The organism is Streptomyces spectabilis (assembly GCF_008704795.1).
GTDB lineage: Bacteria > Actinomycetota > Actinomycetes > Streptomycetales > Streptomycetaceae > Streptomyces > Streptomyces spectabilis.
Genome location: NZ_CP023690.1, coordinates 1977621 through 2002612, shown reverse-complemented (window position 1 = coordinate 2002612; position 24992 = coordinate 1977621). Strand labels below are relative to the sequence as shown.

Annotated in this window: 24 protein-coding genes; 14 read left to right on the top strand and 10 right to left on the bottom strand. The window is 74.3% G+C overall.

Features of this window, described 5'->3' with window-relative positions; translation table 11 throughout:
• The first annotated feature begins 205 nt into the window (after positions 1-205).
• The gene (locus CP982_RS08425) at positions 206-886 is read left to right on the top strand and encodes a TetR/AcrR family transcriptional regulator (protein ID WP_150509949.1); all 681 of its coding nucleotides are present in this window, start codon (positions 206-208) and stop codon (positions 884-886) included.
• Positions 887-943: 57 nt separating this feature from the next.
• Here CP982_RS08425 and CP982_RS08420 read toward each other — a convergent pair whose 3' ends face one another.
• A complete protein-coding gene (locus tag CP982_RS08420) occupies positions 944-2191 on the bottom strand; it encodes a glycoside hydrolase family 18 protein (RefSeq protein ID WP_150509948.1) in 1248 nt (415 codons plus the stop codon).
• A 406-nt stretch (positions 2192-2597) separates the two neighbouring features.
• On the opposite strand from CP982_RS08420, the gene CP982_RS08415 reads away from it, so the two are divergent.
• Complete coding sequence (locus CP982_RS08415; RefSeq protein WP_150509947.1) at positions 2598-3770, top strand: acyl-CoA dehydrogenase family protein; 1173 nt, start codon at positions 2598-2600, stop codon at positions 3768-3770.
• Here the strand turns inward: CP982_RS08415 and CP982_RS08410 are convergent.
• Positions 3762-4394 (bottom strand): hypothetical protein, encoded by a 633-nt coding sequence (locus tag CP982_RS08410; protein ID WP_150509946.1) that lies wholly within the window; start codon positions 4392-4394, stop codon positions 3762-3764. The two genes, CP982_RS08415 and CP982_RS08410, sit on opposite strands and share 9 nt — an antisense overlap.
• A 293-nt stretch (positions 4395-4687) precedes the next feature.
• Here CP982_RS08410 and CP982_RS08405 point away from each other — a divergent pair, with 293 nt between their 5' ends.
• Together CP982_RS08405 and CP982_RS08400 are read left to right on the top strand one after the other, a co-directional pair.
• A complete protein-coding gene (locus tag CP982_RS08405) occupies positions 4688-5815 on the top strand; it encodes an Rv3169 family protein (RefSeq protein ID WP_150509945.1) in 1128 nt (375 codons plus the stop codon).
• Between the two features lie 35 nt (positions 5816-5850).
• Positions 5851-6942, top strand: a complete 1092-nt coding sequence (locus CP982_RS08400; RefSeq protein WP_150509944.1) for a phosphotransferase family protein — start codon at positions 5851-5853, stop codon at positions 6940-6942.
• 51 nt (positions 6943-6993) lie between these two features.
• Here CP982_RS08400 and CP982_RS08395 read toward each other — a convergent pair whose 3' ends face one another.
• On the bottom strand, positions 6994-7440 hold the full coding sequence (locus tag CP982_RS08395; protein ID WP_150509943.1) for a hypothetical protein: 447 nt from the start codon (positions 7438-7440) through the stop codon (positions 6994-6996).
• Between the two features lie 386 nt (positions 7441-7826).
• Here CP982_RS08395 and CP982_RS08390 point away from each other — a divergent pair, with 386 nt between their 5' ends.
• The 4 genes from CP982_RS08390 to fxsA all read left to right on the top strand — a co-directional run bounded on the left by CP982_RS08390 (position 7827) and on the right by fxsA (position 11949).
• The gene (locus tag CP982_RS08390) at positions 7827-8267 is read left to right on the top strand and encodes an Lrp/AsnC family transcriptional regulator (protein ID WP_030674680.1); all 441 of its coding nucleotides are present in this window, start codon (positions 7827-7829) and stop codon (positions 8265-8267) included.
• An 86-nt stretch (positions 8268-8353) separates the two neighbouring features.
• A complete protein-coding gene (locus CP982_RS08385) occupies positions 8354-9994 on the top strand; it encodes an amidohydrolase (RefSeq protein ID WP_150509942.1) in 1641 nt (546 codons plus the stop codon).
• A gap of 516 nt (positions 9995-10510) precedes the next feature.
• Positions 10511-11314, top strand: coding sequence for a polyprenol monophosphomannose synthase (locus tag CP982_RS08380; RefSeq protein WP_150509941.1), 804 nt, complete (start codon positions 10511-10513; stop codon positions 11312-11314).
• A gap of 47 nt (positions 11315-11361) precedes the next feature.
• On the top strand, positions 11362-11949 hold the full coding sequence (gene fxsA / locus CP982_RS08375) for an FxsA family membrane protein (protein WP_150509940.1): 588 nt from the start codon (positions 11362-11364) through the stop codon (positions 11947-11949).
• Between the two features lie 115 nt (positions 11950-12064).
• Here the strand turns inward: fxsA and CP982_RS08370 are convergent, their stop codons facing one another.
• The 3 genes from CP982_RS08370 to yczE form a co-directional block, all read right to left on the bottom strand.
• Positions 12065-12439: an RNA polymerase-binding protein RbpA gene (locus tag CP982_RS08370; RefSeq protein ID WP_030360404.1), complete on the bottom strand. Its 375-nt coding sequence runs from the start codon at positions 12437-12439 to the stop codon at positions 12065-12067.
• 305 nt (positions 12440-12744) lie between these two features.
• Entirely contained in the window at positions 12745-13512 is a 768-nt protein-coding gene (locus CP982_RS08365; RefSeq protein ID WP_150509939.1) for a glycerophosphodiester phosphodiesterase family protein, read from the bottom strand.
• Entirely contained in the window at positions 13509-14171 is a 663-nt protein-coding gene (gene yczE / locus CP982_RS08360; protein ID WP_372503339.1) for a membrane protein YczE, read from the bottom strand. Before yczE ends, CP982_RS08365 begins: the two co-directional genes overlap by 4 nt.
• A gap of 155 nt (positions 14172-14326) precedes the next feature.
• Here yczE and CP982_RS08355 point away from each other — a divergent pair, with 155 nt between their 5' ends.
• Positions 14327-15823, top strand: a complete 1497-nt coding sequence (locus CP982_RS08355) for an SCO1417 family PLP biosynthesis transcription factor (protein ID WP_150509938.1) — start codon at positions 14327-14329, stop codon at positions 15821-15823.
• Between the two features lie 10 nt (positions 15824-15833).
• On the opposite strand, the gene CP982_RS08350 is transcribed toward CP982_RS08355, so the two are convergent.
• On the bottom strand, positions 15834-17411 hold the full coding sequence (locus CP982_RS08350; RefSeq protein ID WP_150509937.1) for a hypothetical protein: 1578 nt from the start codon (positions 17409-17411) through the stop codon (positions 15834-15836).
• Between the two features lie 37 nt (positions 17412-17448).
• The gene (locus CP982_RS08345) at positions 17449-17643 is read right to left on the bottom strand and encodes a hypothetical protein (protein ID WP_030560547.1); all 195 of its coding nucleotides are present in this window, start codon (positions 17641-17643) and stop codon (positions 17449-17451) included.
• A gap of 323 nt (positions 17644-17966) precedes the next feature.
• Here CP982_RS08345 and CP982_RS08340 point away from each other — a divergent pair, with 323 nt between their 5' ends.
• From CP982_RS08340 to CP982_RS08320, 5 genes are all read left to right on the top strand, one after another.
• Positions 17967-18359 (top strand): ankyrin repeat domain-containing protein, encoded by a 393-nt coding sequence (locus CP982_RS08340; protein ID WP_150509936.1) that lies wholly within the window; start codon positions 17967-17969, stop codon positions 18357-18359.
• 304 nt (positions 18360-18663) lie between these two features.
• The gene (locus tag CP982_RS08335; protein ID WP_150509935.1) at positions 18664-20082 is read left to right on the top strand and encodes an SDR family oxidoreductase; all 1419 of its coding nucleotides are present in this window, start codon (positions 18664-18666) and stop codon (positions 20080-20082) included.
• A 152-nt stretch (positions 20083-20234) separates the two neighbouring features.
• Positions 20235-21359 (top strand): glycosyltransferase family 4 protein, encoded by a 1125-nt coding sequence (locus CP982_RS08330; protein ID WP_150509934.1) that lies wholly within the window; start codon positions 20235-20237, stop codon positions 21357-21359.
• On the top strand, positions 21359-22654 hold the full coding sequence (locus tag CP982_RS08325) for a glycosyltransferase (protein WP_150515377.1): 1296 nt from the start codon (positions 21359-21361) through the stop codon (positions 22652-22654). The genes CP982_RS08330 and CP982_RS08325 overlap by 1 nt, the downstream gene beginning before the upstream one ends.
• A complete protein-coding gene (locus tag CP982_RS08320; protein ID WP_150509933.1) occupies positions 22651-23508 on the top strand; it encodes an SGNH/GDSL hydrolase family protein in 858 nt (285 codons plus the stop codon). Before CP982_RS08325 ends, CP982_RS08320 begins: the two co-directional genes overlap by 4 nt.
• Here the strand turns inward: CP982_RS08320 and CP982_RS08315 are convergent.
• Together CP982_RS08315 and CP982_RS08310 are read right to left on the bottom strand one after the other, a co-directional pair.
• A complete protein-coding gene (locus CP982_RS08315) occupies positions 23465-24373 on the bottom strand; it encodes a 5-oxoprolinase subunit C family protein (protein WP_150509932.1) in 909 nt (302 codons plus the stop codon). The two genes, CP982_RS08320 and CP982_RS08315, sit on opposite strands and share 44 nt — an antisense overlap.
• On the bottom strand, positions 24370-24984 hold the full coding sequence (locus CP982_RS08310; protein WP_150515376.1) for a 5-oxoprolinase subunit B family protein: 615 nt from the start codon (positions 24982-24984) through the stop codon (positions 24370-24372). The genes CP982_RS08315 and CP982_RS08310 overlap by 4 nt, the downstream gene beginning before the upstream one ends.
• Positions 24985-24992: the final 8 nt, after the last annotated feature.

The following is a 24992-nucleotide window of genomic DNA, read 5'->3' as shown; positions in this document are numbered from 1 at the left end:
TTGGTTCTGCCCTCGGGGGCGGACCCCGCTGCGGGCCGCTTGTCTGCGCTCACTGTCTTCCTCCCGTACGAGTTCAGCCGTACCGCGCGTGCGTAAGGGGAGTGCGTTACAGGGCGCCGTCGGGCGTGCCGCGCCGTTCCGGGCAGACGGTGGGGGTCTGCCATACTGCGGCTCATCCCAAGGCAGTTGGAGACTAGGGCCGAAATTGAATAATAGTCAACAGCGCGGTGGCGACCGTTCCGCCGACGCGGACCGCCCGCAGGCGCGCGGCTCCGACCGCTCCGTGGCGCGACGCGCCGAACTCATCGCCATCGGCCGGAAGTTGTTCGCCGACACGTCCTACGACGCGCTCTCGATGGACGACATCGCGAGACAGGCGCGGGTCGCCAAGGGGTTGATCTACTACTACTTCAAATCCAAACGCGGGTACTACCTGGCGATCATCGAGGACTCGGTGGCCGACCTGGTCCAGCGGGCGGCGGGCGACACCGAACTCCCGCCCGTGGAGCGGGTGCACCGCACCATCGAGGGCTATCTGCGCTACGCCGAGCACCACCAGGCGGCCTACCGCACCATCGTCAGCGGCGGCGTCGGCTTCGACGCCGAGGTGCACGCCATCCGGGACGGCGTGCGCGAGGCGATGGTCGGCACGATCGCCGACGGGGCGTACGGCCGCCGCGCGATCCCCGCGCTCGCGCGCACGGCGCTGCTCGGCTGGCTGTGCAGCGTCGAGGGGATCACGCTCGACTGGATCGGCCGCAGGGACGCGGCGGGCGAGCGGGAGCTGCCCCGGGACACCGTGCGCGAGCTGCTCGTGCGCACGCTCCGCGAAACCCTGAACGTCATCGAGGAGTTCGAGCCCGCGTGCCCCGCGCCGCCGCCGTGAGACGACGAGGGGGCGGGAGCCCGCCGGCTCCCGCCCCCGATCGTCAGAGGTGGACGACTAGTTGATCGCCTTGATCAGCTCGCCGTTCGTGGTGTCACCGCTGAGCTCCCAGAAGAAGGTGCCTCCCAGGCCCTGCTGGTTCTTGTAGTTCATCTTCCCGGCGATGGTGGCCGGGGTGTCGTAGCTCCACCAGTTGGTGCCGCAGTGCGCGTACGCGGTCCCGCCGACGGTGCCGTTGGCCGGGCACTTGGTCTTGAGCACCTTGTAGTCGTCGATGCCCTGCTCGTACGTGCCCTGCGCCGGTCCCGTCGCGGTGCCGCCCGGGGCCTTCTGGGTGACGCCGGTCCAGCCGCGGCCGTAGAAGCCGATGCCGAGCAGCAGCTTGTCGGACGGGATGCCCATCCCCTTGAGCTTGGCGATCGTCGCCTGCGAGTGGTACTCGGCCTTCGGGATGCCGGTGTAGGAGCTGAGCGGCGAGTGCGGCGCCGTCGGTCCCTTGGCGTCCCACGCGCCGAAGAAGTCGTACGTCATCGGGTTGTACCAGTCGACGTACTGGGCGGCGCCCGCGTAGTCCGCGGCGTCGATCTTGCCGCCGGAGGAGGCGTCGGCCGGGATGGCGGCCGTGACCAGGTTGTTCGAGCCGAACTTGGCGCGCACCGCGGACATCAGGTTCTTGTACGCGGCCCGCCCGCTGGTGTCGCAGCTCAGCCCGCAGGCGTTGGGGTACTCCCAGTCGATGTCGATGCCGTCGAAGACGTCCGCCCACTTGGAGTTCTCGACCAGGTCGTAGCAGGACTGGGCGAAGGCCTGCGGGTTCTTCGCGGCCTCGGTGAAGCCGCCGGACCAGGTCCAGCCGCCGAAGGACCACAGGACCTTGAGGTTCGGGTGCTTCTTCTTCAGCTTGCGCAGCTGGTTGAAGTTGCCGCGCAGCGGCTGGTCCCAGGTGTCGGCCACGCCGTCGACGCTCTGGTCGGCGGAGTAGGCCTTGTCGGTCGCGGCGTAGGCGTCGCCCATCGTGCACTTGCCGCCCTGGACGTTGCCGAAGGCGTAGTTGATGTGCGTGAGCTTGTTGGCGGAGCCCGACGTCTCGACGTTCTTGACGTGGTAGTTCCGGCCGTAGACGCCCCATTCGGTGAAGTAGCCGACGACGCGAGAGCCCGCCTGGGCCTCGGCGGCCTTCGGGGCGGCGTTCTGGTCGGCCGTGGCGGTGCCCGCACCGGCGAGCAGGCCCGCGCCCAGGACGGCGGTACAGGCGGTGGCCACGAGCGCCCGGAAGGGGGCGCGGAGGCGGTGTGGTCTTGGCATCGCTGTCTCCTCGTGGGGGGAGAGGGGAGCAAAGGGGGATGGTGCTGTTGACCAAAGAACAGTCGCGCTTTGAATTGGCATGAACGCGAAAGATTCCGTGCCGCTGGACTCTAGGGAGGACTAGACCATTGCGTCAATGGTTCGGACCAATTCCCGTTTCCCTCCGTCCTCCTGGCCTGTTTCCGCCCGGTGCGAGAAGTGGCTGGTGAAGATCGGAAGGCGGCCGGGAGAACCCGTGACGCCATGCCGCCGATCGGGCATACTCAACGCGCCACAGTCGCTGGTCAGCAGCTTCCGCGATCCGGAAGGGCAGCATCGGCGTGGCAGTGTCCCGGCGGCGTCGTCACACCCCGTGCGCGCGTCCGCCGCAAGTGCCCGACAGGGGAACAGGGGAGAGGAGAGCGGGATGGCCGACGGAGCCGTGCAGCCGGTGGAGCGCCAACTGCCCACGGAGGAGGCCCGGGATCTCCTGGCGCTCGTCCGCGATCTTGTCCAGCGGGAGATCGCCCCGCACGCGGCCGACGAGGAGGCCGCGGGCCGCTTCCCGCGCGAACTCTTCGCGCTGCTCTCGGAGTCGGGTCTGCTCGGACTGCCCTACGACTCCGCGTTCGGCGGCGGCGACCAGCCGTACGAGGTGTACCTCCAGGTCCTCGAAGAGCTGGCCGCGGCCCGTCTCACGGTCGGCCTCGGCGTCAGCGTGCACTCCCTCTCCTGCCACGCCCTCGCGGGCTACGGCACCAAGGAGCAGCGGGCCGAGCACCTCCCGCGGATGCTGGGCGGCAAACTCCTCGGCGCCTACTGCCTGTCGGAGCCCTCCTCCGGCTCGGACGCCGCCTCGCTGCGCACCAAGGCGGTGCGTGAGGGCGACGACTGGGTCCTCACCGGGACGAAGGCCTGGATCACGCACGGCGGCATCGCCGACTTCTACACGGTGCTCGCCCGCACCGGCGGCGAGGGCGCCAAGGGCGTCACGGCCTTCCTGGTGCCGGGCGACGCGGAGGGGCTCTCGGCCGCCGCTCCGGAGAAGAAGATGGGCATGAACGGCTCGCCCACGGCGCAGCTCCACTTCGACGGGGTCCGGGTGCCGGACGCCCGCCGCCTCGGCGACGAGGGCCAGGGCTTCGCGATCGCCCTGTCCGCGCTCGACTCGGGGCGGCTCGGGATCGCGGCGTGCGCGATCGGCGTGGCCCAGGCGGCGCTCGACGAGGCGCTGACGTACGCGACCGAGCGCCGGCAGTTCGGGCGGCCCATCGCCGACTTCCAGGGCCTGCGCTTCATGCTCGCCGACATGGCGACCCAGATCGAGGCGGGGCGGGCGCTGTATCTGGCGGCGGCCCGGCTGCGGGACGCGGGCAAGCCGTTCTCCAAGCAGGCGGCGATGGCCAAACTCCTGTGCACCGACGCCGCGATGAAGGTCACCACGGACGCCGTGCAGGTCCTGGGCGGCTACGGCTACACCGCCGACTTCCCGGTCGAGCGCTATATGCGCGAGGCCAAGGTGCTCCAGATCGTCGAGGGCACCAACCAGATCCAGCGGATGGTCATCGCCCGCCACCTCGCGGGCCCCGACTCACGCTGACCCGGGCCGCAGGCCGAAGGAGCTCTGCGGGGCGGGGCTGATCAGCAGGCGGGGGTCCGGCGCCGCCGGGCGGGCGTCCCGCTCCGCACCCGGCTCCGGGCCGGGATCCGGGGGGACCGGCGGGACCTGCGGGTGCCGGGCCCGGCCGTAGCCGTCGTGACCGCCGACGGGCAGGGTGTCGTCCCCGGCGCCGCGCGTGCCGTACGGGGCGCCCCGGCCCGTCTCGTACCGCGCGCCGGGAGCCAGGTCGTAGGGGGAGTCGAAGGACATGTCCTGGGGCGCCCCGAAGTGGCCCGTGAACTGGCCGCTCGGCGCGGGCGGGGCCGCGAGGCGCACCCACTCGGGGTCGTGGCGCCCCGGCAGCGTCCGGCCGCGGTCGGACCAGAGGCGCACCAGCGCGCGGTAGATGGGCGGATCCTGGGGCGGCGCGGGCTGCGGAGGCGGCGGCTGGTGCTGCGGGGAGTAGCCGGATGGTGCGTACGAGGTCTGCGGGGCGTAAGGGGCCTGTGGGGAGTACGACTGCTGCTGTGCGTAGGGGGACCGGCGAGGAACCGATTCTGCGGTGGTGGACTGTGGCGCGAGCGTACGGCGGTGCTGGCCTGCCGGAGCGTGTGTGGGGGTCATGTCCGGCCAACGCGCACCGCGGTGGCCAGGTCACCATCGGGTCGAATCGAGAGTGCGTTCAGGGTTCGCCGCCGCGCGGCGCACGCGTCGCACCGCACCAGCGCCGCCGTACGCGGCGGCACGCCGTCGCGGACGCACGCGCCGTCGGTGCCTCGCGCGCCCGCCATCCGAGCCGTACGCGCCAGGTGCTGACACGTGTATGGCTCCCGTGCGGCATCTGACGTACCGTCAATTCCGGTCCGGGCGCGCGCCACCCGGCCCTCCCGACCACCCTGTCCCCAGGGAGGCACCCCGTGCCGGACGACCGCCCCGTGCCCCTCGACGAGTACCCCGTCCACCAAGTGCCGCTGTCCATGAAGCACGTGGCCACCGGCGACCGCAACGCCTATGACCGGTGCATCTTCCACCTCTTCGACCACGAGGGCCGAGCGCTCCTGATCCTCGGCCTCGGCGTCTATCCGAACGCGGGTGTCATCGACGCGTACGCCACCCTGCGCACCGGCGATACGCTGCACGCCGTACGCGCGTCCGACGCGCTCGGCGACGACCGTATGGAACTCTCCGTCGGCCCCCTCCGCATCCTGGTCGAGGAGCCGCTGCGCCGGCTCCGCCTCACCTGCGCCGCCGACCCCGACGACGCGCGCTCGCTCGCGTACGACCTCACCTGGCACGCCGACTTCCCCGCCCTGTGGGAGCCGCACCACCTCCAGCGGCGCGGCGGCAGGCTCACCCTCGAAGGCCGCCGGTTCGTGCAGGCGGGCCACTGCGCCGGAACGATACGCCTCGACGGCGAGGACATCCCGGTGACGCCCGGGGAGTGGACGGCGACCCGCGACCGGAGCTGGGGCGTGCGGCCGATCCCCGGCGAGGAGGGCGGCCGCCTCGCCGAGGAGTTCCCCACGGACGGCTTCCACTGGATCTGGTGCCCGGTCCGCTTCGACGACCGCTTCCTGATGGTCATCACCCAGGAGGACGCCGACGGCTACCGCACCCTCAACGACGCGACCCTCGTCCGCCCGGGCGACCCCGACCGCCAACTCGGCTGGCCCCGGGCCGACATCGCCTACCGCTCCGGCACCCGGCACCCCGAGTCCGCGGTCGTCCACCTGACCGATCCGCTCACCCGCAAGCCGGTCGAGCTCGGCGTCGAGGTCCTCACCTCGCTGCCGCTCGCCGTCGGCGCGGGGTACCCGCCCGCGGACGACTGGCAGCACGGCACCTGGCGCGGCCGCTCCTGGTGCGAGCGCCGCGCCTACGACCTGTCGGACCCCGCGGCCCACCCCCTCGCCGCGTACGGCGTCGTCGACCACGCGGCCCGCTGCACCCTCGACGGCCGGACCGGCCACGGGATCTTCGAGCACGGCACGTTCGGCCGCCACGACCCGAGCGGCTTCACCGGCTTCGGCTCCGTCGCGCCCTGAGCGGCGCCTGCCCGCCCCCTGAGAGGAGCGCCGACATGGCCACCGCACCCCGGCCCCGCACCACCACGCGCGATCCCGAGGCGCTCGCCCGCCGCCTGACCGACTGGCTCGGCGCGCGGCTGCCCGGCGCCAGGGCGGTCGACGTGACCGTGCCCGAGTCCAACGGCATGTCGAGCGAGACGCTCCTGTTCACCCTCGACCACCCCCGGCCGCCCGTGCGCGCCTGCGTGGCACGGCTCGCGGCGGACCCGGCCGCGTACACGGTCTTCCCGGTGTACGACATGGAGCGCCAGTACCGGACCCTGCGGCTCGTGGCCGAGCGCACCGACGTGCCGGTGCCGCGCGTGCTGTGGCTGGAGGAGGACCCGGGTCCGCTCGGCGCGCCGTTCTTCGTGATGGAGCGCGTCGCGGGCCGGGTGCCGCCGGACGTCATGCCGTACACCTACGAGGGCAACTGGCTGCACGCGGCGAGCGACGCCGAGCGCACGCACCTGGAGGACGCCACGGTCGGCGTCCTGGCCCGGCTGCACGACCAGGTCCCGGCCGAGGAGGCGGCGTTCCTCGCGCTGCCCGGCGACGGCGATCCGCTGCGCCGCCACGTGACGGCACAGCGGGCGTACTACGCGTGGGTGGTGCGGGGCCTGCCCCGCTCACCCCTCATCGAGAGCGCCTTCGGGCGCCTGGCGGACCTGTGGCCCGCCGACCCCGGCGAGACGGTCCTGAACTGGGGCGACGCCCGCATCGGCAACATCGTCTACGACGGCTTCGACCCGGCCGCCGTGCTCGACTGGGAGATGGCCTGCCTCGGGCCGCGCGAGGTCGACCTCGGCTGGACCGTGTATCTGCACCGGTTCTTCCAGGACCTGACGGCGGGTTTCGGGCAGCGTGGACTGCCCGGCTTCCTGCGCCGCGACCGCGTCGAGGACCGCTATGCGGAGCTGACCGGCCACCGGCCGCGCGACATGGACTTCTACACGCTGTACGCGGCGCTGCGGCACGCCATCGTCATGCTGCGCGTCGCCCACCGGCAGGTGCACTTCGGGGAGGCGGCGGTGCCGGACGACCCCGACACCCTGATCCTGCACCACGCGAGCCTCGCGGCGATGGTGCGCGGCGACTACTGGTGACGGCCCGCCGGTGGTGACGGGCCGTCGCGGGAACGGACCGGATGCGGCGGATCAGGCCGCGGCGCGGCGGACCTGCCGGGGCACCCGCATCGGACGTGAGCCGGGCCCGCCCACGTGCGAGAACGGCTGCGTGCGCCAGTCCAGGCCCTGGGGGAGCGTCAGGAGCCGGGCGGTGTCCTGCTCCTGCGGCTCGGGCGACTCGTCCGCGGACTCGGCCTCGGTCGCGGGGCGGCCCGTGCCCGCGCAGACGGTGAGCCCGAAGGGGTTCCACGGAGTGGGGCACAGGGCGTGCTCGGGCAGGACGTCCTCGTCCGCCAGGAGCGCGATGGGCTGCCCGCAGTCGGGGCAGGTCACGCGGTACATCTCCAGGGTGTCGTAGGTGTCGAAATCCTCGTCGTCGGCGTCGGCGGGTTCGACGCCCTCCGGTGCGGGTTCGAGCAGTTCGACGATCTGCTGCTTGCGGCGCGCGGGACGACCGGGGCGCTTCAGGTTATGCATGGGAATCTCCCCCTCGGGTGGGCCGACAAGGCACTGCGGCCTCGACCACACGAAGCACTTCCCGCCCCGTCCTGGCGGTAATCGCGGCACTTCCGCGGACCCGCCCCCTGATGTGTGGTGTTCGTCACATGCCGGATGAAGATGCCGCTGTGCGCGGGGCGGCTCCCGAGGCGTGCGCAGGTATGCGGAGGTGCGGGGAGTCATGCGGAGCGATCCCCTCCCGCGGTCCCTTCCGCCGACGCGTCCGTGGCACCGGGAGCCAGGGCCGCGGGCGCCCTGCTCGCGCCGCTCCCGCCCTCGCGCGGGCGGCGCCCGGGGGCCGCCCCGGTGCCTTCCGGACGTCACTCAGGTATCGGCGAGGATCAAGGGCACTGTAGGTTCGGCGCATGGAGGAGCTGGACCGACAGATCGTGCAGCTGCTCGTCAAGGACGGGCGGATGAGCTACACCGACCTGGGCAAGGCCACGGGCCTGTCCACGTCTGCCGTGCACCAGCGGGTGCGCCGGCTCGAACAGCGCGGGGTGATCCGCGGGTACGCCGCGGTCGTCGACCCCGAAGCCGTGGGCCTGCCGCTCACCGCCTTCATCGCGGTGAAGCCGTTCGACCCCAGCGCGCCTGACGACATCGCCGAGCGCCTGGCCGGAGTGCCCGAGATCGAGGCCTGCCACAGCGTGGCGGGCGCGGAGAACTACCTCCTGAAGGTCCGGGTCGCGACCCCGCACGAGCTGGAGAACCTGCTGGCCAGGCTGCGCTCGCTGGCCGGGGTCTCCACCCACACGACGGTGGTCCTGTCGACGCCGTACGAGGCGCGGCCGCCGCGGATCTGAGCGGCCCGCGGGCCCGCCGCGGCGGGCCCGGCCCGGCGCGCCACCCCGGCGGCACGCCGACCGCGCGCAGGCGCGAGACTGTCCCCATGAGCGAGCGCACCACCCCCGAGAGCGGGCACCGCACCGTCCTGCTGCGCGGCGGAGAAGTCCACAGCCCCGCCGATCCCTTCGCGACCGCGATGGTCGTCGAGCGCGGCCATGTCGCCTGGGTCGGCTCCGAGGGCGCCGCCGACGCCTTCGCGGACGGCGTCGACGAGGTCGTCCACCTCGAAGGCGCCCTCGTCACCCCCGCGTTCACCGATGCCCATGTGCACACCACGGGCGCAGGGCTCGCGCTCACGGGCCTGGACCTCTCGCGCGCCGGAAGCCTGGCCGAAGCCCTCGTTCTCGTCCGCGAACACGCCGCGGCGCGCCCGGACGACCGCGTGCTGCTCGGGCACGGCTGGGACGCCGCCCGCTGGCCCGACGGCCGCCCGCCCACGCGCGCGGAGCTCGACGAGGCCGCCGGGGGCCGCCCGCTGTACCTGTCGCGCGTCGACGTGCACTCCGCCGTCGTCACCACCGCCCTCCTGGACCTGGTCCCCGGGGTCGCCGACGCGGCCGGGTTCCGCGCCGACGCGCCGCTGACCGCCGACGCCCACCACGCGGTGCGCGAGGCCGCCCACGGGGCCGTCACGCCGCTCCAGCGCGCCGCTGCCCAGCGCGCCGCGCTCCGCCGCGCCGCGTCGCTGGGCATCGGCTCCGTGCACGAGTGCGCGGGCCCCACCATCTCCAGCGAGGACGACTTCACGGGCCTGCTGCGCCTGGCGGCCGACGAGCCCGGGCCGCGCGTCGTCGGCTACTGGGGCGAGCCGGGCGCCGAAGGCGTGGCCCGCGCGCGGGAGCTCGGCGCCCGGGGCGCCGCAGGTGACCTCTTCGTGGACGGCTCCCTCGGCTCGCACACGGCCTGGCTGCACGAGCCGTACGAAGACACGGACGCCGGCGGCACCGGCAACGCCTACCTGAGCGCCGCCGACGTCGCGGACCACGTCGCCGCCTGCGCCGAAGCGGGCCTCCAGGCGGGCTTCCACGCCATCGGGGACGCCGCCGTGACCGCCGTGACGGACGGCGTGCGCGCCGCCGCCGACAAGGTTGGCCTCGCCCGCGTCCGCGCCGCCCGGCACCGGGTCGAGCACGCCGAGATGCTCACCCCCGAGACCGTCGCCGCCTTCGCCGAGTTCGGTCTGACCGCCTCCGTGCAGCCCGCGTTCGACGCGCTGTGGGGCGGCGACGACGGCATGTACGCCCGGCGGCTCGGCGCCGAGCGCGCCCGCACCCTCAACCCGTACGCGGCCCTGCTGCGCGCCGGTGTGCCGCTCGCCTTCGGCTCCGACAGCCCGGTCACGCCGCTCGACCCGTGGGGCACCGTCCGCGCCGCCGCCTTCCACCGCACGGCCGGGCAGCGGGTGTCCGTGCGCGCCGCCTTCACCGCCCACACGCGCGGCGGCTGGCGGGCCACCGGCCGCGACGACGCGGGCGTCCTGGTGCCCGGCGCCCCCGCCGACTACGCCGTGTGGCGCACCGGCGAGCTCGTCGTCCAGGCCCCCGACGACCGGGTCGCCCGCTGGTCCACCGACCCGCGCTCCGGCACCCCGGGCCTGCCCGACCTGACGCCCGGCACCGAGCTGCCCGTCTGTCTGCGCACGGTGGTCGCGGGCGAGACCGTCTTCGTACGGCCGGGCGAGTGACGCCGGTGCGGCCGCGCGGCTCCGAACGGGGCCTGGCGGCGCGTCGCGCGCGCCGGGGCCTCTCGCCACTGACCTGCTGATCTACGGAAACGCCGCAGGTCACACGGGTATTGACAGACGGCCGCCGTACACCGGTAGTTTCGGCCGCGTCCACCACAGGACGTCCGACCGGTGTACCTGCACGCAGTCGTCGAACGCCGCTGGGTCACGGGTGGTGCGCCACACCGGCGCACCGCCACAGGGAGCCAGGTCCAGCGCCCGCGACGCCCGGGCGCGGGAACGCGATCGCCGGGGCAAGGACGTCCCTCCCGCTCCATGGGAGATCGGGGGAGGTGCGACCCGGGTGGGGCCCGGAAGCTCAGTAGACAACGGCTCTCGGTCGATCCGCAGCCAGCGGGTCCCAGGCCGGCCCGAAGGGCACCGGGCCCCGACCCGCAGGATCGCTTCCGCACGGGTACGAGAGCCCCAGGCCCGGGCCACTATGGTGGTCCCCTGCGTACGAACGAAGGGGCAGTAGTGAGCAACGGCGGCGGGATCGGCGAAGCGGCGGACGAGGGACGGCAGTTCGGCCCGCTCGGCCAGGCCTTGGTGATCATCCCGACCTACAACGAGGCGGAGAACATCCAGGCGATCGTGGGCCGGGTGCGCACCGCTGTGCCCGAGGCGCACGTGCTCGTCGCCGACGACAACAGCCCCGACGGCACCGGGAAGATCGCGGACGAGCTGGCGGGTGAGGACGACCACGTCCACGTGCTGCACCGCAAGGGCAAGGAGGGCCTCGGCGCCGCCTATCTCGCGGGCTTCTCCTGGGGTCTGGAGCACGGCTACGGCGTCCTGGTCGAGATGGACGCCGACGGCTCGCACCAGCCCGAGGAACTGCCGCGCCTGCTCACCGCCCTCAAGGGCGCCGACCTGGTGCTCGGCTCGCGCTGGGTGCCGGGCGGACGGGTCGTCAACTGGCCCAAGTCGCGCGAGTTCCTGTCGCGCGGCGGCAGCACGTACTCCCGGCTGCTCCTCGACGTGCCGATCCGCGACGTCACCGGCGGCTACCGCGCCTTCCGCAGCGAGACCCTGGCAGGGCTCGGGCTCGGCGACGTGGCGTCCCAGGGCTACTGCTTCCAGGTCGACCTGGCCCGGCGGGCCGTCAAGGCGGGCTACCACGTCGTGGAGGTGCCCATCACCTTCGTGGAGCGGGAGCACGGCGACAGCAAGATGAGCCGTGACATCGTCGCCGAGGCGCTGTGGCGGGTCACCGCCTGGGGCGTGGGGGAGCGGGTCGGCAAGGCCCTGGGCCGCAAGCCGTCCGACCCCCGCTCCTGATCACCCCGCTTATCCCGGTCTGAGCCGGGGCCAGGCACACTGGGAGCATGACGACTGGCGCACCGCCTCCCCTCAAGCCCGCCCGGCCCCGGCGCTCCCGCGTCCTCAGGTTCCTGCCCCTCGGCCTCGTCGCCTGGCTGGTCCTGGAGATCTGGCTGCTCACCGTGGTGGCGGGCGCGTCGAGCGGCCTGACCGTGTTCCTGCTGCTCGTGGGCGGCCTGGTGCTCGGCTCCTTCGTCATCAAGCGGGCCGGCCGCCGCGCCTTCAAGAACCTGAGCGAGGCGCTGCGACAGCAGCAGCAGGGCCTGGCCCCCGCGCAGGACCAGGGCGGCGGCAGCGCCCTCACCATGCTCGGCGGGCTCCTGCTGATCATGCCGGGCCTGATCTCGGACGCCCTGGGCCTGCTGCTGCTCGTGCCGCCGCTGCAGAAGGTCCTCAGCCGCAGCGCCGAGCGCGCCTTCGACCGCAAGCTCCGCGCGGCCGCGGCGTCCGCCCCCGGAGGCCTCGGGGACGCCTTCCAGCAGGCGCGCATGCACCACCCCGACGGCAAGGTCGTCCAGGGCGAGGTGATCCGTGAGGACCAGCCCCCGGCCCGTCCGGGCGGCTATCCGGACGACCCCCAGCTCCCGCGCTGACGCGCCCGTCAGCGGCGCCGCCAGCATGACGAGGGCGCCGACAGCACGACGAGGGCCGGGCCCGCTGCAGAGCAGCGGGCCCGGCCCTCGTCGTTACTGCTTGACCGCCGTGCGCTTACGCGGACTTGCGGCTGTCGCGCGGGTGCACCGCGATGTTCATCGCGCCGGACCTGAGGACCGCCAAGCGCTCCTCAAGGACCTCCTCGAGTTCTTCTCGAGTACGGCGCTCCATGAGCATGTCCCAGTGCGTACGCGCCGGCTTGCCCTTCTTCTCCTCGGGGCCGTCCCCGTCTACGAGGAGTGCCTGGGCCCCGCAGACCTTGCACTCCCACTCCGGCGGAATCTCCGCCTCGACCGAGAACGGCATCTCGAAACGATGTCCGTTCTGGCATGCGTACTCCACGGCCTGGCGAGGGGCCAGGTCGATGCCGCGGTCGGTCTCGTAGCTTGTCACCACGAGGCGCGTGCCGCGAAGAGCTCGCTCACTCATGAATCGTGCCTCCCGGGCTTGTCGCCCACAGGACAGGTGTCGCTGTCGTCGTCATCCGGACAACGTCCGGTCGGCGGTAAAGATTCCCGTACCGGGCCATGCGTCGCCGTCGTATGCCGCCCCTTGTTGTACCCACCGACGCCCGGTTTGTCACATCTGACAACAGATGTCACCCAGCGTTGCCGAAATCTCAGCACGCAGTAACGGTCCGCCTGGTAGGCCAAAGGCGTACACTACCGGCCTTCGCCGCTCGTTGCTAAATCAGGCCCGGAATCGGCTGGTCCGCGCCCTGCGCCCCGAGGTGATCACACCCAGGAGCCGCGGTCCTTGAGGACGTCGCGCAGTGTCTCTGTGTGATCCGTCATGATCCCGTCGACCCCGAGGTCGAGCAGCGCGTGCATGCGGGCCGCGTCGTTGATCGTCCACACGTGCACCTGGAGCCCGCGCGCGTGGGCCATGCGCACGAAGCGGTGATCGACCACCCGGACACCCGACTGCGCCTCGGGCACCTGCGCGCACACCGCGGACACCCGCGGGACGGCCGGGAAGCCCAGGGAGCGCAGCCGCAGCGCCAGGACGCCGCGCGTCCCGTACGACGTCGCGAGGCGCGGGCCCGCGAGCCGCTGGGCCCGCGCCACCCGCGCCTCGGAGAACGAACCGACGCAGACCCGGTCCCAGGCACGGGCGCGCTCGACCAGGTCGAGCAGCGGCACCAGCGCCGGCTCGGCCTTCACGTCCACGTTCCAGCGCGCCTCGGGGAACGCCTCCAGGAGGTCCTCGAAGAGCGGCACCGGCTCCCGCCCCGCCACGCGCGCGTGGCGCACCTCGTGCCACGGCAGCGCCGCGATGGAGCCGGTCCCGTCCGTGACCCGGTCGAGCGTGGCGTCGTGGAACGCCACGAGCCGGCCGTCCGCCGTGGCGTGTACGTCGGTCTCCAGATAGCGGTAGCCCTGGTCGACGGCGCGCCGGAACGCCACCGCGGTGTTCTCCAGGCCGTCGGCCGTGCCCCCTCGGTGGGCGAAGGCGAGCGGACCCGGATGGTCGAGGTACGGATGGCGTACGCGCGTGGTCACCGCCGCAGTATCGCCCGCTCCGATGGCCCGCCGGCGGCCACCACGCCCCTGGCCGATGGCGCCGGGACGGCGAAGAGGCGCAGGAAGAACTGGGCGAGCGGGCCGATCGCCACGGCGTATACGACCGTGCCCACGCCGAGGGTGCCGCCGAGCGCGAAGCCGGTGACGACCACGGCCACCTCCACCAGCGTGCGCATCAGCCGGATCGAGCGGCCGGTGCGCTCGTGCAGGCCCGTCATCAGGCCGTCCCGGGGGCCCGGCCCGAACTTCGCCGCGATGTAGAGGCCGGTCGCCACGCCGTTGAGGACGATGGCCGCCGTCATCAGCGGGATCCGTATGCCGAGCCCGTGCGCGTCCGGGACGAGCGCGAGCACGCCGTCCATCGCCAGGCCCACGACGAAGACGTTCGACACCGTGCCGAGGCCGGGGCGCTGCCGCAGCGGGATCCACAGCAGAAGCACCGCGGCGCCCACGAAGATCGACACGACGCCGATGGAGATCCCGGTCCGCTCGGCCAGGCCCTGGTGGAGCACGTTCCACGGCTCCAGGCCGAGGCCCGAGCGCACGAGCAGCGCCGAGCTCGCGCCGTACAGGACCAGGCCCGCGTACAGCTGCACGAGGCGCCGGGTGAGGCGGTCGCCGCCCGGCAGCCTCGGCACGGACCGGCCCCGGCGCGCCGGGGCCGGAATGGACGGATCTGGATGCTCCCTGGACAAGAGATGCCCCCCGTGGTGGTAGTGGCCTGACTCATGACACTCTGTGGCTTGGCGCAAGGCGCCAACCATGGCCAATTCGATGAAGGTGGACTGGGATCATGGCTCAGTGGACATCAGCGGTGGGCGCGACCCAGCTCGCCCGGCTGCTCACCTCCCAGCAGGCGCGCCCCGCGGGCGCGGGGACCCGCCGCCCGCCCGCCTACCGCGCCCTCGCCGACGGCATCAGGCTCCTCGTCCTGGAGGGACGCGTTCCCGTGGCCGCCCGCCTGCCCGCCGAGCGGGAACTCGCGGTCGCGCTCTCCGTGAGCCGCACCACGGTCGCCGCCGCCTACGAGGCGCTGCGCACCGAAGGGTTCCTCGAGTCCCGCAGGGGCGCGGGCAGCTGGACCGCGGTCCCGGCCGGAAACCCGCTCCCCGCGCGCGGGCTCGAACCCCTGCCGCCCGAAGCCGTCGGCTCCATGATCGACCTGGGCTGCGCGGCCCTGCCCGCCCCCGAGCCCTGGCTCACCCGTGCCGTACAGGGCGCCCTTGAAGAGCTGCCGCCCTACGCCCACACCCACGGCGACTACCCGGCGGGACTGCCCGCCCTGCGCGCCATGCTCGCCGAGCGCTACACCGCGCGCGGGATCCCGACCATGCCGGAACAGATCATGGTCACCACCGGCGCCATGGGCGCCATCGACGCGATCTGCCACCTCTTCGCGGGCCGCGGCGAACGCATCGCCGTCGAGTCGCCGTCGTACGCCAACATCCTCCAGTTGATGCGCGAGGCGGGCGCACGGCTCGTGCCCGTCGCGATGGCCGAGGGGCTGCACGGCTGGGACCTGGACCGCTGGCGGCAGGTGCTGCGCGACGCGGCGCCCCGTCTCGCGTACGTCGTCGCGGACTTCCACAACCCGACCGGTGCCCTCGCCGACGAGGACCAGCGCCGCAAGCTGGTGGACGCGGCGCGCTCCGCGGGCACCGTCCTGGTCGTCGACGAGACCATGAGTGAACTCGCCCTCGACGACGTCGAGATGCCACGGCCCGTCTGCGGCTTCGACCCCGCGGGGGCCACCGTCATCACCGTCGGCTCGGCCAGCAAGGCCTTCTGGGCGGGCATGCGGATCGGCTGGGTGCGGGCCGCGCCCGACGTGATCCGCAGCCTGGTGGCGGCGCGCGCGTACGCCGACCTGGGCACGCCCGTCCTGGAGCAGCTCGCCGTGAACTGGCTCCTGAACACCGGCGGCTGGAACGAGGCGGTGAACGTGCGCAGGGCCCAGGCCCGCGACAACCGCGACGCGCTGGTCGCCGCCGTGCGCAGGGAGCTGCCCGACTGGGAGTTCGAGGTGCCGCGCGGCGGCCTGACTCTGTGGGTGCGCACCGGCGGCCTCTCCGGCTCGCGCCTCGCCGAGGTCGGCGAACGCGTCGGCGTCCGGGTGCCGTCCGGGCCCCGCTTCGGTGTGGACGGCGCCTTCGAGGGCTATGTGCGGCTGCCGTTCACCGTCGGGGGAGCGGTCGCGGACGAGGCGGCGGTGCGGCTCGCGGCCGCGGCGCGCCTGGTGGAGACGGGGGCGGGCGGCGGGATGCAGGCGCCGCAGTCGTTCGTGGCCTGAGGCGCGCGCCTCAGCCCTCCGCGACGGCGGGTGCCGCCGCGAGGGCCGCGTCCGCGGGTGTCGTACGCCCCGGAAGGAGTTCGAGGACCGCGCGGCGGTGCGCCTCGCTCGTCGCGTCGTCGTAGGGGTCGGGTGTCGCCGGGACCTGGAGGCGGTGCACCGGGCCCGTGCCGAGGCGGGCGTAGCCGCGGCCTGCCGGGACCTCGGCCGTGGGGGTCGTGTGCGGCGCCGCCCCGAGGATCTGCTCCAGCTGGTCGGGGGCGGTGGGGCCGAGCACCACGCGCGCGCGGGTGTGCTGCCGCACCGCGTCGCTGAGGGCGTCCACGCTGTCGAGCTGGTCGGCGACGACGACGGTGACGCCCGCCGCGCGGCCGTGCCGCAGCGGCACCTGGAGCAGTTCCTGGGGGTCCCGGTGCCCGTCGGCCGCGGCCAGGTGGCCGAGCGTGCTCGGCCGGTCGAGGAGGATCCACAGCGGGCGCCTGGTGTCCTCGGGCGGCGACTGGCCCGCCTGCCGGGCCCGGTTGGCGGCGATGAGCCGCCGCTCGGTCTCGTGTGCCGCCCACTCCAGACTTGCGAGGGCCCCGGCGAGCCCGCATTCCACGGCCAGGACGCCCTCGCGCCCGGCGAGGCACGCGTAGTCGCCGGTGCCCGTGCCGTCGACGACCACGACGTCGCCGTGCCGGAGAGCTTGCAGGGCGATCGAGCGGAGCAGCGTGGTGGTGCCGCTGCCGGGCTGGCCGACGGCGAGCAGGTGCGGCTCGGTCGAGCGGGGCCCCGTGCGCCACACGACGGGCGGCACGTCGCGCTGGTCGTCGCCGTCGGCCACGGGCAGCGTGCGCTGGACCGAGGTCGGGTCGGTGAAGCCGAGGACGGTCTCGCCGGGGGCGGTGACGAACCGCTGGGCGGCGATGTCGGTGGGCAGCGGCGGCAGCACGTCCACGGTCAGGCTGTTGCCCTCCTCGTCCCACTCGAAGTGGTACTCGCGGCCGCGCCCCGACTTGGCGTGCAGCAGCTGCTCGATCCGCGCGCGGGACTCGGCCTCGCCGTCCGTGAAGTACGCGGGGTAGCGCACCACGAGGTGGGACACGCGCCCGGTGTCGTCGAACTCGTGGGCGGGGAAGGCCTTCTCCCACTCGCCGCCGTGTGTGAACAGCGGGCTGGGGTCCTCCGGGACGGAGAAGTACGGCACCAGCGCTTCGTAGAGGGACTGCAGGCGCTGCGCCTGCGCGTCGTCTGGGCCGGTGGGCGCAGGGACGGTGCGCTCGCGGCCCTTCCAGGCGGCCGCCGCCATCAGGCAGATGACGGCGAGCAGCGGTCCGTAGGGGATGAGGGCCACCACGAGGATCACCGACGCCACGAGGAACAGCAGCGGGCCCCGCCGGTCCTTGGGGGTCGCGGACCACTTGCGCCGCCCGGCTCCGGCGAGGCGGCGCAGCCCTCGGGTGATGGTGATCAGCGGATGCAGGACGTCGGTGGCGCTGTCGGCGGCCGACCGGGCCAGCTCGCGGCTGCGCGCGATGTGCTCCCGGCTCCGGGCGATCTGGGCGGTGCCGTTGCTCAGGATGCGGGGGAGAGGGCGCCGGGCCACGTCGGTCTCCTGGAGGTGGTGGTGAGGGGCTCAGCCGTCAGAACTTGATCCCGCCGAGCAGGCTCGCGAGGCTCGCGCTGCCCGCCTTGATGCTCGGCGCGATGGCGGTGCCCGCGAGGAAGAAGCCGAAGAGGGCGCAGACCAGGGCGTGGGAGGCCTTGAGCCCGTCCTTGCGGAAGAAGAGGAAGACGATGATGCCGAGCAGCACGACTCCGGAGATGGACAGGACCATGAGAGTTCTCCTGATTGAGGGGGACAGTCACCATCAGTACTTCCAGGCTCACAGCATGTATCCATACGAGATGGGGTGCAAATGGGGGAAATTCCTGAAATTTCCCCTGAACGGCGGCGGGTCGCCGAGCTGTCCGGGGTGAGGGGCGGGCGGTCGGCCGCGCCCGCAGTGATCTTTGCCGCCGATGCGGTCGGTCATGTGCCGTGACGGGCAGTACCCTGTCGATTCACTCGTACGGCTGCACGGCTGAGCAGCCGGGAACCATCCGGGCCCCCGCACGCGCCGGGGCCCGGCCACGCGCATCGCGAAAGGCGGGCACCACCATGGGCGAAGCCCTCGACCCCGAGGTCGTGGAGCTGGCGGGCAAGATCTTCGATCTGGCGCGCGCCGGTGACACCGACACCCTCGCCGCGTACATCGATGCGGGCGTCCCCGTGAACCTGACCAACGACAGCGGCGACTCGCTCGTCATGCTCGCCGCGTACCACGGTCACGCGTCCGCGGTGCGCGTCCTCGTGGAGCGCGGCGCGGACGTCGACCGTGCCAACGACAGGGGGCAGACGCCGCTCGCCGGCGCCGTCTTCAAGGGTGCGGACGACGTGGTCAGGGCGCTGGTCGACGGGGGCGCCGATCCGGCCGCGGGCACGCCGTCGGCGATTGACACCGCACGGATGTTCGACAAGGGCGAGCTGCTCACGCTGTTCGGGGCCGCCTGACCGGGGTACCCGATCTGGTGCGACGGGGGCGCCGGAAATGTGGTCGCGGCGGGTGTAACCGCTGGGTCATCATGACGACGTGATTCACGGACATGACGTCGGGGCAGGAGTTGCCGCAGCGCGTGGCCCGTGATCGGCCCGAACCCGGACCTGGAGTCCGGTATCCCCCCGGGCCACCGACGAAAGGCAGAGGAAAATGGTCTTCGACAAGCAAGAGACGGCGGCGGGCGGCCCGACGTGTTGGCGCACGGCCAGGTAATGCGGATTCCCGGTTGCGTCGACGCTTGATGTGAGGCTGTTTCCCATGTTCGAACCGGTCATAGCGCCCAGCGGTACGCTGCTCGGCCTGCTGCAGAGAGGCCGCGGCGACGGCACGCTGCACGCGCTCACCGCACCACGGGCCGAGGCGCTCTCCGCCCTCGACCACTGCGTGCTCCACGACCCGCGGCACGACTGGCAGGTGGAGAACCGCTCCCTGTACTACGCCCGTCTGTACCTCGATCTGAACGGCGAGCTCGGCGCCATCGAGCGCCACCTCTTCGACCCCGAGGACACCCTGGTCACGGACGACTCGCGCACCGGCCTCGCGCTCTCGGTGCTCGGTCACCTGGCCTCGTACGACCGCCTGGACGCCCTCAGGATGCTGCGCCGGTACGCCGAGTACGGCAGCAATTGGGCCTGGGCCCTGGACGAGCTGGCCCTGCGCGACGACGACGCGGCCCTGCGCGCCCTCGCCGGGCCCGTCCTGGCCCGCTTCCCCACCGACGCCGAGGGCGAGGCCGCCCTCACCGTCGCCGTCCGCGACGCCTTCGAACCACGGCCCTGGCGGCTGTGGGCCGAGGATCCGCGCCCGGAGATCGGCGCCCGCGTGCGCGCCGCCCAGGAGCGCGGCTCCTTCGACCGCTGGCAGCGGCAGCTGGAGCCGTCCGGGCCGCGTCCCGGCTGGAGCGTCAAGGCTGTGCTCGACTGGGCCCAGGAAGGGTTCGAACGCGGCGCCGCGCTGCACGCCCCGGCCGCCCGCTGTCTGAGCGCCGTCGCCGGACCCGAGGACCGCGCCGAGATCATCGCGGTGGCGCGGCACGGCGCGGACGGGGCGCGCGGCACCGCCCTGCGCTATCTCGCCGACGCGCAGGACCCCGACGTGCTCGACCTCATCGAGGAGGCGGCACAGAGCGCGTCGTCCGTCGTCGTGGACGTCGCCGCCGAGACCTTCGAGCGGATGCGCTCCGTCGCCGCCGTGCAGCGGGCCCGTCAGTGGGCGGGCCGCCCGGACGTCCTTGGCGCCGCCGCCGGACGCGTGCTCGCCTGCCGCGGCGGGGCCGAGGACAGCCAGCTGGTGCTCGCCGCGCTGCGCGAGGCCGTGCGCGGCGAGGGACCGGACGCGCCGACGCTGTGGCCGCTGGTCGACGGCGCGGGACGCCTGGGCATCTGCTGCGCGGCACCGGTCCTGCGCCACGTCTACCGCGAGACCGCCTCCTCCCATCTCAGGGGCCGCGCCGCCGGCGCGCTCGCCGCCACCGACCCCTCCTTCGCCGCGGGCTTCGCCGTCGAGTGCCTCTGGGACTGCGAGGAATCCACCCGCGAAGTCGCCGCGCGGCACGCGGAGACCGGTGACGCGCGCGTCGTCGCCCAGCTCAGGAGGCTCGCCACCGATCCCGCCGAGGAGGACGAGGTCCAGTCCGCGGTGCGGAACCGGATAGGGCCGGACGCGCCCGCCGTGTGAGGGCCCGGCGCGCGGCGGCAAGCCCGGCTCGGGGCGGTGCCGTGCGGTCCGCGGGGCCGTCGCCGCGCGCGGAGCGGAACGCTCATGGGACGTTCCTCGCCAGGAAAGATCCACGTTGACGTGGGCACGCCCCATCTGACGACAACACCGGTATGCGTGTCGTCATCGTCACCGAGTCCTTCCCGCCCGATGTCAACGGCGTGTCGCACTGCGCCCTGCAGACCGCGCGGCAGCTCGCCGCCCGCGGCCACGACCCCCTCGTCATCACCCCGGCCGCCGTGCCGGGGGCCGAGCCCGACGGCCGCGCGCCGTGCCCCGTCATCCGTGTGCCCTCCCTGCCGCTGCCCGGATACCCGCAGGTCAGGGTGGCGCTGCCGAGCCGCCGACTGGCCGCGGCGCTGAGCGCGCACCGGGCCGAACTCGTCCACCTCGCCAGCCCGTTCGTGCTCGGCGCCCGGGGCATGACCGCCGCGGCCCGCCAGGGCATCCCCACCATCGCCGTCTACCAGACCGACATCGGCGGCTACGCGCGCACGTACATGGGCGTCGGCGAGGCCACCGCGTGGCGGCGCATCCGGGGCGTGCACGCCGCCGCCGACCGCACCCTCGCGCCGTCCTCCGCCGCCCTCGCCGATCTGGCGGCCCACGGAGTGCCACGGGTGCGCCTGTGGCCGCGCGGCGTGGACACGGACCGGTTCCGGCCGTCGCTGCGCGACGAGGCGCTGCGGCGCGAGCTGGCCCCCGGCGGCGAACTCCTCGTCGGCTACGTGGGACGGCTCGCCCCGGAGAAGCACGTCGAGCTCCTGGCGCGGGTGTGCGGCCTCGACGGAGTGCGCGTGGTCGTCGTGGGCGACGGGCCGAGCAGGACGGCGCTGCGGACGGCGCTGCCCGGCGCGCGGCTGCTCGGACGCCGCACCGGCGGCGAACTCGCCCGGATCTTCGCCTCCTTGGACGTCTTCGTGCACACCGGGCCCCTGGAGACGTTCTGCCAGACCGTGCAGGAGGCCATGGCCAGCGGCGTTCCGGTGGTCGCGCCCGCCGTGGGCGGGCCGCTCGACCTGGTCGTACCCGGCCGCACCGGGAGCCTCGTCGCGCCGGGCGACGCCGAGGCCGTGCGCGACGCCGTCTGGGCCATGGCCGCCGATCCCGGCCTGCGGGCGGCGTACGGCGCCGCGGGGCGCGCCGCGGTCGAGGGACGGACCTGGGACGCCGTCGGGGACCAGCTCGTCGGGCACTACGAAGAGGTGCTCGCCGAGCGGACGGCGGTGGCGGCGTGATGCGCGGCATCCGCACGGCCCCCCGGGGCATCGGCACGGCCCCCGCGCGGCCCGGGGAGTCGTTCACCGTGCGGCACACCGGCCCCCTGCGCATCGTGCGCCTCGCCAACTTCGTGACGCCGTCGTCGGGAGGCCTGCGCACCGCCCTGCGCGAGCTGGGCCGCGGCTATCGGACCGCCGGACACGATCCCGTCCTGATCGTCCCCGGGGAACGCGCCTCGGTGGCCGACACCGAACAGGGCCTCGTCGTGACGGTGCCCGGGCCCGAGCTGCCCGGCACGGGCGGCTACCGCGTCCTCGCCGACCGGCGCCGGGTGACCCGCCTCCTGGAGCACCTGGCCCCGGACCGCCTCGAAGTGTCGGACCGTACGACGCTCCGCTGGACCGGCGCGTGGGCGCGCCGCGCCCGGGTTCCCGCCGTGATGGTCTCCCACGAGGCCGCCGACGCCGTGATGCGCACATGGGGACTGCCGCCGGGCCTGGCACGGCGGACCGCCGACTCCCTGAACTCCCGTACCGCGCACGCCTACGCGCGCGTGGTGTGCACCACCGAGTGGGCCGAGCGCGAATTCGTCCGCATAGGGGCGGGCAATGTCGTACGGGCACCCCTGGGGGTCGATCTACGGGACCGCCACCCGGGGCTGCGGGACGCTCGCCTGCGCGCCGCCCACGCGCGCGAGGGCGACGTGCTGCTCCTGTTGTGCTCACGGCTCTCGGTGGAGAAGCGGCCCGGGAGGGCGCTCGACGCCCTGGAGGAACTGCGCGTGCGTGGCGTGCCCGCCGTGCTCGTCGTCGCCGGGGACGGGCCGCTCGGGCCGCGCCTCGAACAGCGGGCCGGGGAGCGGCGGTTGCCGGTGACCTTCCTGGGGCACGTCGCGGGGCGCGCCGCGCTCGGCGCCCTCCAGGCCACCGCCGACGTGTGCCTGGCACCGGGGCCGTGCGAGACGTTCGGGCTCGCCGCCCTGGAAGCGCTCGCGTGCGGCACCCCCGTGGTGGCCAGCGCCTCGTCCGCGCTGCCGGAGATCGTGGACGGGGCGGGAGCGGTGGCCGCCGACACGGCGGACGCGTTCGCGGACGCGGTCCAGACCCTGCTCGACCGGCCCGAGCGGGACCGGAGACGGGCCGCACGCGCGCGTGCGGAGGGCTTCGGCTGGGACACCGCGGTGGCGGCGTTCCTGACGGCGCACGACGCGGCCACCGACGTGAGCGCCGCCGGCGGCGTCGGCGCCGCGCGGGACGGGGCACGGGAGGCTCTCGGCGTGGTGGCGCTGCCCGGGTACGGCGGTGGCGGATGAACGCGTTCACCTACGTGGCCCTCGGGGACTCGCTCACCGCGGGCGTGGGCGACCCCGTGGACGGCGCCTGGCGGGGCTGGGCGGCCCTGCTCGCCGCCGGCATCGGGCCGCCGGAGCGGCCCGTCGCGTTCCGCAACCTGGCCGTGAACGGCGCCCGGACCTGGGACGTCCTGCACCGCCAGACCCCCGAGGCGCTGGCCCTGCGGCCCGGCCTGGTGTCCGTCGTCGTGGGCGTCAACGACACGCTGCGCCGCACCTTCGACGTGCGTGCCGTGGCCGCCCGCCTCGACGAGGTCTACGGCGCGGTGACCGGGCGCGGCGCCGCCCTGCTCACCGCCTGTCTGCCCGACCCCGGGGCGATGCTCGGGCTCCCCGGTGCCCTCCGGCGCCCGCTGGCCCGGCGGCAGCGCGCGGTCAACGCGGTCGTGCACGCGCTGTCGGAGCGCCACGGGGCGCTGCACCTGCACGCCGCCGACGAGCAGTGGGTGGCCGACCGCACCCTGTGGAGCGCGGACCGGCTGCACCCCGGCGAGCGCGGCCACCGGGTGTTCGCCGCCCGCTGTCACGCCCTGCTCGCCGCCGCGGGCCTTGCCGTCGGCCCTCCGCCCGGGCACGAGCCGGAGCTGCCGCCGCCCACCCGCTCGGCGAGCCTGTGGTGGCTGGCCACGGAGGGCACGGGGTGGGTCGCCCGGCGCTGCACCGATCTGCTGCCCCAACTCCTCGCCCTGGCCGCGGCGGAGGTGCACCACGGCCTGTGCGGCACGAGCGGCGGCCTGGACGCACGGGCCGCGCGGTCCGTCGCGGCGGCGCTCACGGGCCTGACCGTGGCACCGGCGCGGCCGGAGGCGGCGTGAGCGCCCACGTGACCACGAACCGCACCCGCGTCCCCGGCACCGCCTGCGCCGCCCTCGCCAGGTCGGCGCCCCGCACCACGCCCACCACCGGATAGCCGCCCGTGGTCGGGTGATCGGCGAGGAACACCACGGGCCTGCCGTCCGGCGGCACTTGGACCGCGCCGAGCACCATGCCCTCGCTGGGCAGCTCCCCGCCCACCGCCCGGTCAAGGGGCGGCCCCTCCGTGCGCAGGCCGATGCGGTTGCTCGCCGACGACACGCGGTACGCGCGCGTGGCGAGGGTCCGCAGCGCCTCGGGCGTGAACCAGTCCGCACGCGGCCCGGCCGTCAGCCGCAGCACCAGCTCGCTCGGCGGCCCCGGCTGCGGAACGACGTCCACGCGCGCGTGAGCGAATGCCGCGTCCCCCAGGGGGAGGACCGCCCCGTCCACGAGAGGCGGCGGCCCCAGGCCCGAGAGCAGGTCCGTGGAGCGGCTGCCGAGCACCGGCTCGACGGCCACGCCACCGCTCAGCGCGAGGTAGGCGCGTACTCCGGAGACCGCGGTTCCCACGTCGAGCAGCGCCCCGGCGGGGACCCGTACCGGCATCCCCCAGGGGGCGGGCCGTCCGTCCACGGTCACCGGGCACGGCGCACCGCCCACCGCGACGGTGACCGCGCAGCGGGGCCGCACCGCACAGCCGTTGAGGGTGGTCTCCAGGACGGCCGCTTCGGGAGGGTTGCCGACGAGACGGTTCACGAGCGCGGCGGCCGGCCGGTCGAGGGCTCCGGACCGGGGCACCCCGAGGTGGGCGTGCCCGGGCCGCCCCTCGTCCTGCACGGTGGTCAGCGCCCCGGACCGTACGACGGCGAGGGCCCGGTCGGTCATCGGGCCTCCGGGACGAAGCGGACCCGCACGCCCGGCGTCAGGAGCGCGGCCGGTACGCGCGCGTGGTCCCACAGCACGGCCTCCGTGGTGCCGATCAGCTGCCAGCCTCCGGGCGACGGACGCGGGTACACGCCCGTGTACGGCCCGGCGAGGCCCACGGAGCCCGCGGGCACCGTCGTGCGCGGGGTGGCCCGGCGCGGCACGTCGGGCAGCCCGCCGAGGCCCGTCAGATAGCCGAAGCCGGGGGCGAACCCGCAGAAGGCGACGCGGAACTCGGCCGCCGCGTGGATCCGCGGCACCTCCCGCACCGGCACGCCCCACAGGGCGGCCACGTCCGCCAGGTCGGGGCCGTCGTACCGCACGGGCAGTTCGAGTACGTCCTCCGCGCGCGGGGGCAGCGGCGGGATCTCCCAGGAAGGCAGGCGGGCGGCGAGCCGCGCCGGGGCGTCGAGGCCGTTCAGAAGCACCGTACGGGCCGCCGGGACGACCTCCCGCACCGTGAGCTCACCGGTGGCGCGGCGACGCAGCAGCTCGGCGTGCAGGGCCTCGGCCGCGCTCCCGTCGGCGAGTTCGACGAGCAGCGCCCGCTCGCCCATGGGCAGCACCTTCATGCGCGGCC

Coding starts and splice junctions, on each gene's coding strand:
- fxsA (WP_150509940.1), top strand. CDS start 11,362: ATGACGACTGGCGCACCGCCTCCCCTCAAGCCCGCCCGGCCCCGGCGC.
- CP982_RS08335 (WP_150509935.1), top strand. CDS start 18,664: ATGTTCGAACCGGTCATAGCGCCCAGCGGTACGCTGCTCGGCCTGCTG.
- CP982_RS08325 (WP_150515377.1), top strand. CDS start 21,359: ATGCGCGGCATCCGCACGGCCCCCCGGGGCATCGGCACGGCCCCCGCG.
- CP982_RS08415 (WP_150509947.1), top strand. CDS start 2,598: ATGGCCGACGGAGCCGTGCAGCCGGTGGAGCGCCAACTGCCCACGGAG.
- CP982_RS08315 (WP_150509932.1), bottom strand. CDS start 24,373: ATGACCGACCGGGCCCTCGCCGTCGTACGGTCCGGGGCGCTGACCACC.
- CP982_RS08320 (WP_150509933.1), top strand. CDS start 22,651: ATGAACGCGTTCACCTACGTGGCCCTCGGGGACTCGCTCACCGCGGGC.
- CP982_RS08355 (WP_150509938.1), top strand. CDS start 14,327: ATGGCTCAGTGGACATCAGCGGTGGGCGCGACCCAGCTCGCCCGGCTG.
- CP982_RS08395 (WP_150509943.1), bottom strand. CDS start 7,440: ATGCATAACCTGAAGCGCCCCGGTCGTCCCGCGCGCCGCAAGCAGCAG.
- CP982_RS08330 (WP_150509934.1), top strand. CDS start 20,235: ATGCGTGTCGTCATCGTCACCGAGTCCTTCCCGCCCGATGTCAACGGC.
- CP982_RS08420 (WP_150509948.1), bottom strand. CDS start 2,191: ATGCCAAGACCACACCGCCTCCGCGCCCCCTTCCGGGCGCTCGTGGCC.
- CP982_RS08390 (WP_030674680.1), top strand. CDS start 7,827: ATGGAGGAGCTGGACCGACAGATCGTGCAGCTGCTCGTCAAGGACGGG.
- CP982_RS08385 (WP_150509942.1), top strand. CDS start 8,354: ATGAGCGAGCGCACCACCCCCGAGAGCGGGCACCGCACCGTCCTGCTG.
- CP982_RS08345 (WP_030560547.1), bottom strand. CDS start 17,643: ATGGTCCTGTCCATCTCCGGAGTCGTGCTGCTCGGCATCATCGTCTTC.
- CP982_RS08370 (WP_030360404.1), bottom strand. CDS start 12,439: ATGAGTGAGCGAGCTCTTCGCGGCACGCGCCTCGTGGTGACAAGCTAC.
- CP982_RS08340 (WP_150509936.1), top strand. CDS start 17,967: ATGGGCGAAGCCCTCGACCCCGAGGTCGTGGAGCTGGCGGGCAAGATC.
- CP982_RS08400 (WP_150509944.1), top strand. CDS start 5,851: ATGGCCACCGCACCCCGGCCCCGCACCACCACGCGCGATCCCGAGGCG.
- CP982_RS08310 (WP_150515376.1), bottom strand. CDS start 24,984: ATGAAGGTGCTGCCCATGGGCGAGCGGGCGCTGCTCGTCGAACTCGCC.
- CP982_RS08410 (WP_150509946.1), bottom strand. CDS start 4,394: ATGACCCCCACACACGCTCCGGCAGGCCAGCACCGCCGTACGCTCGCG.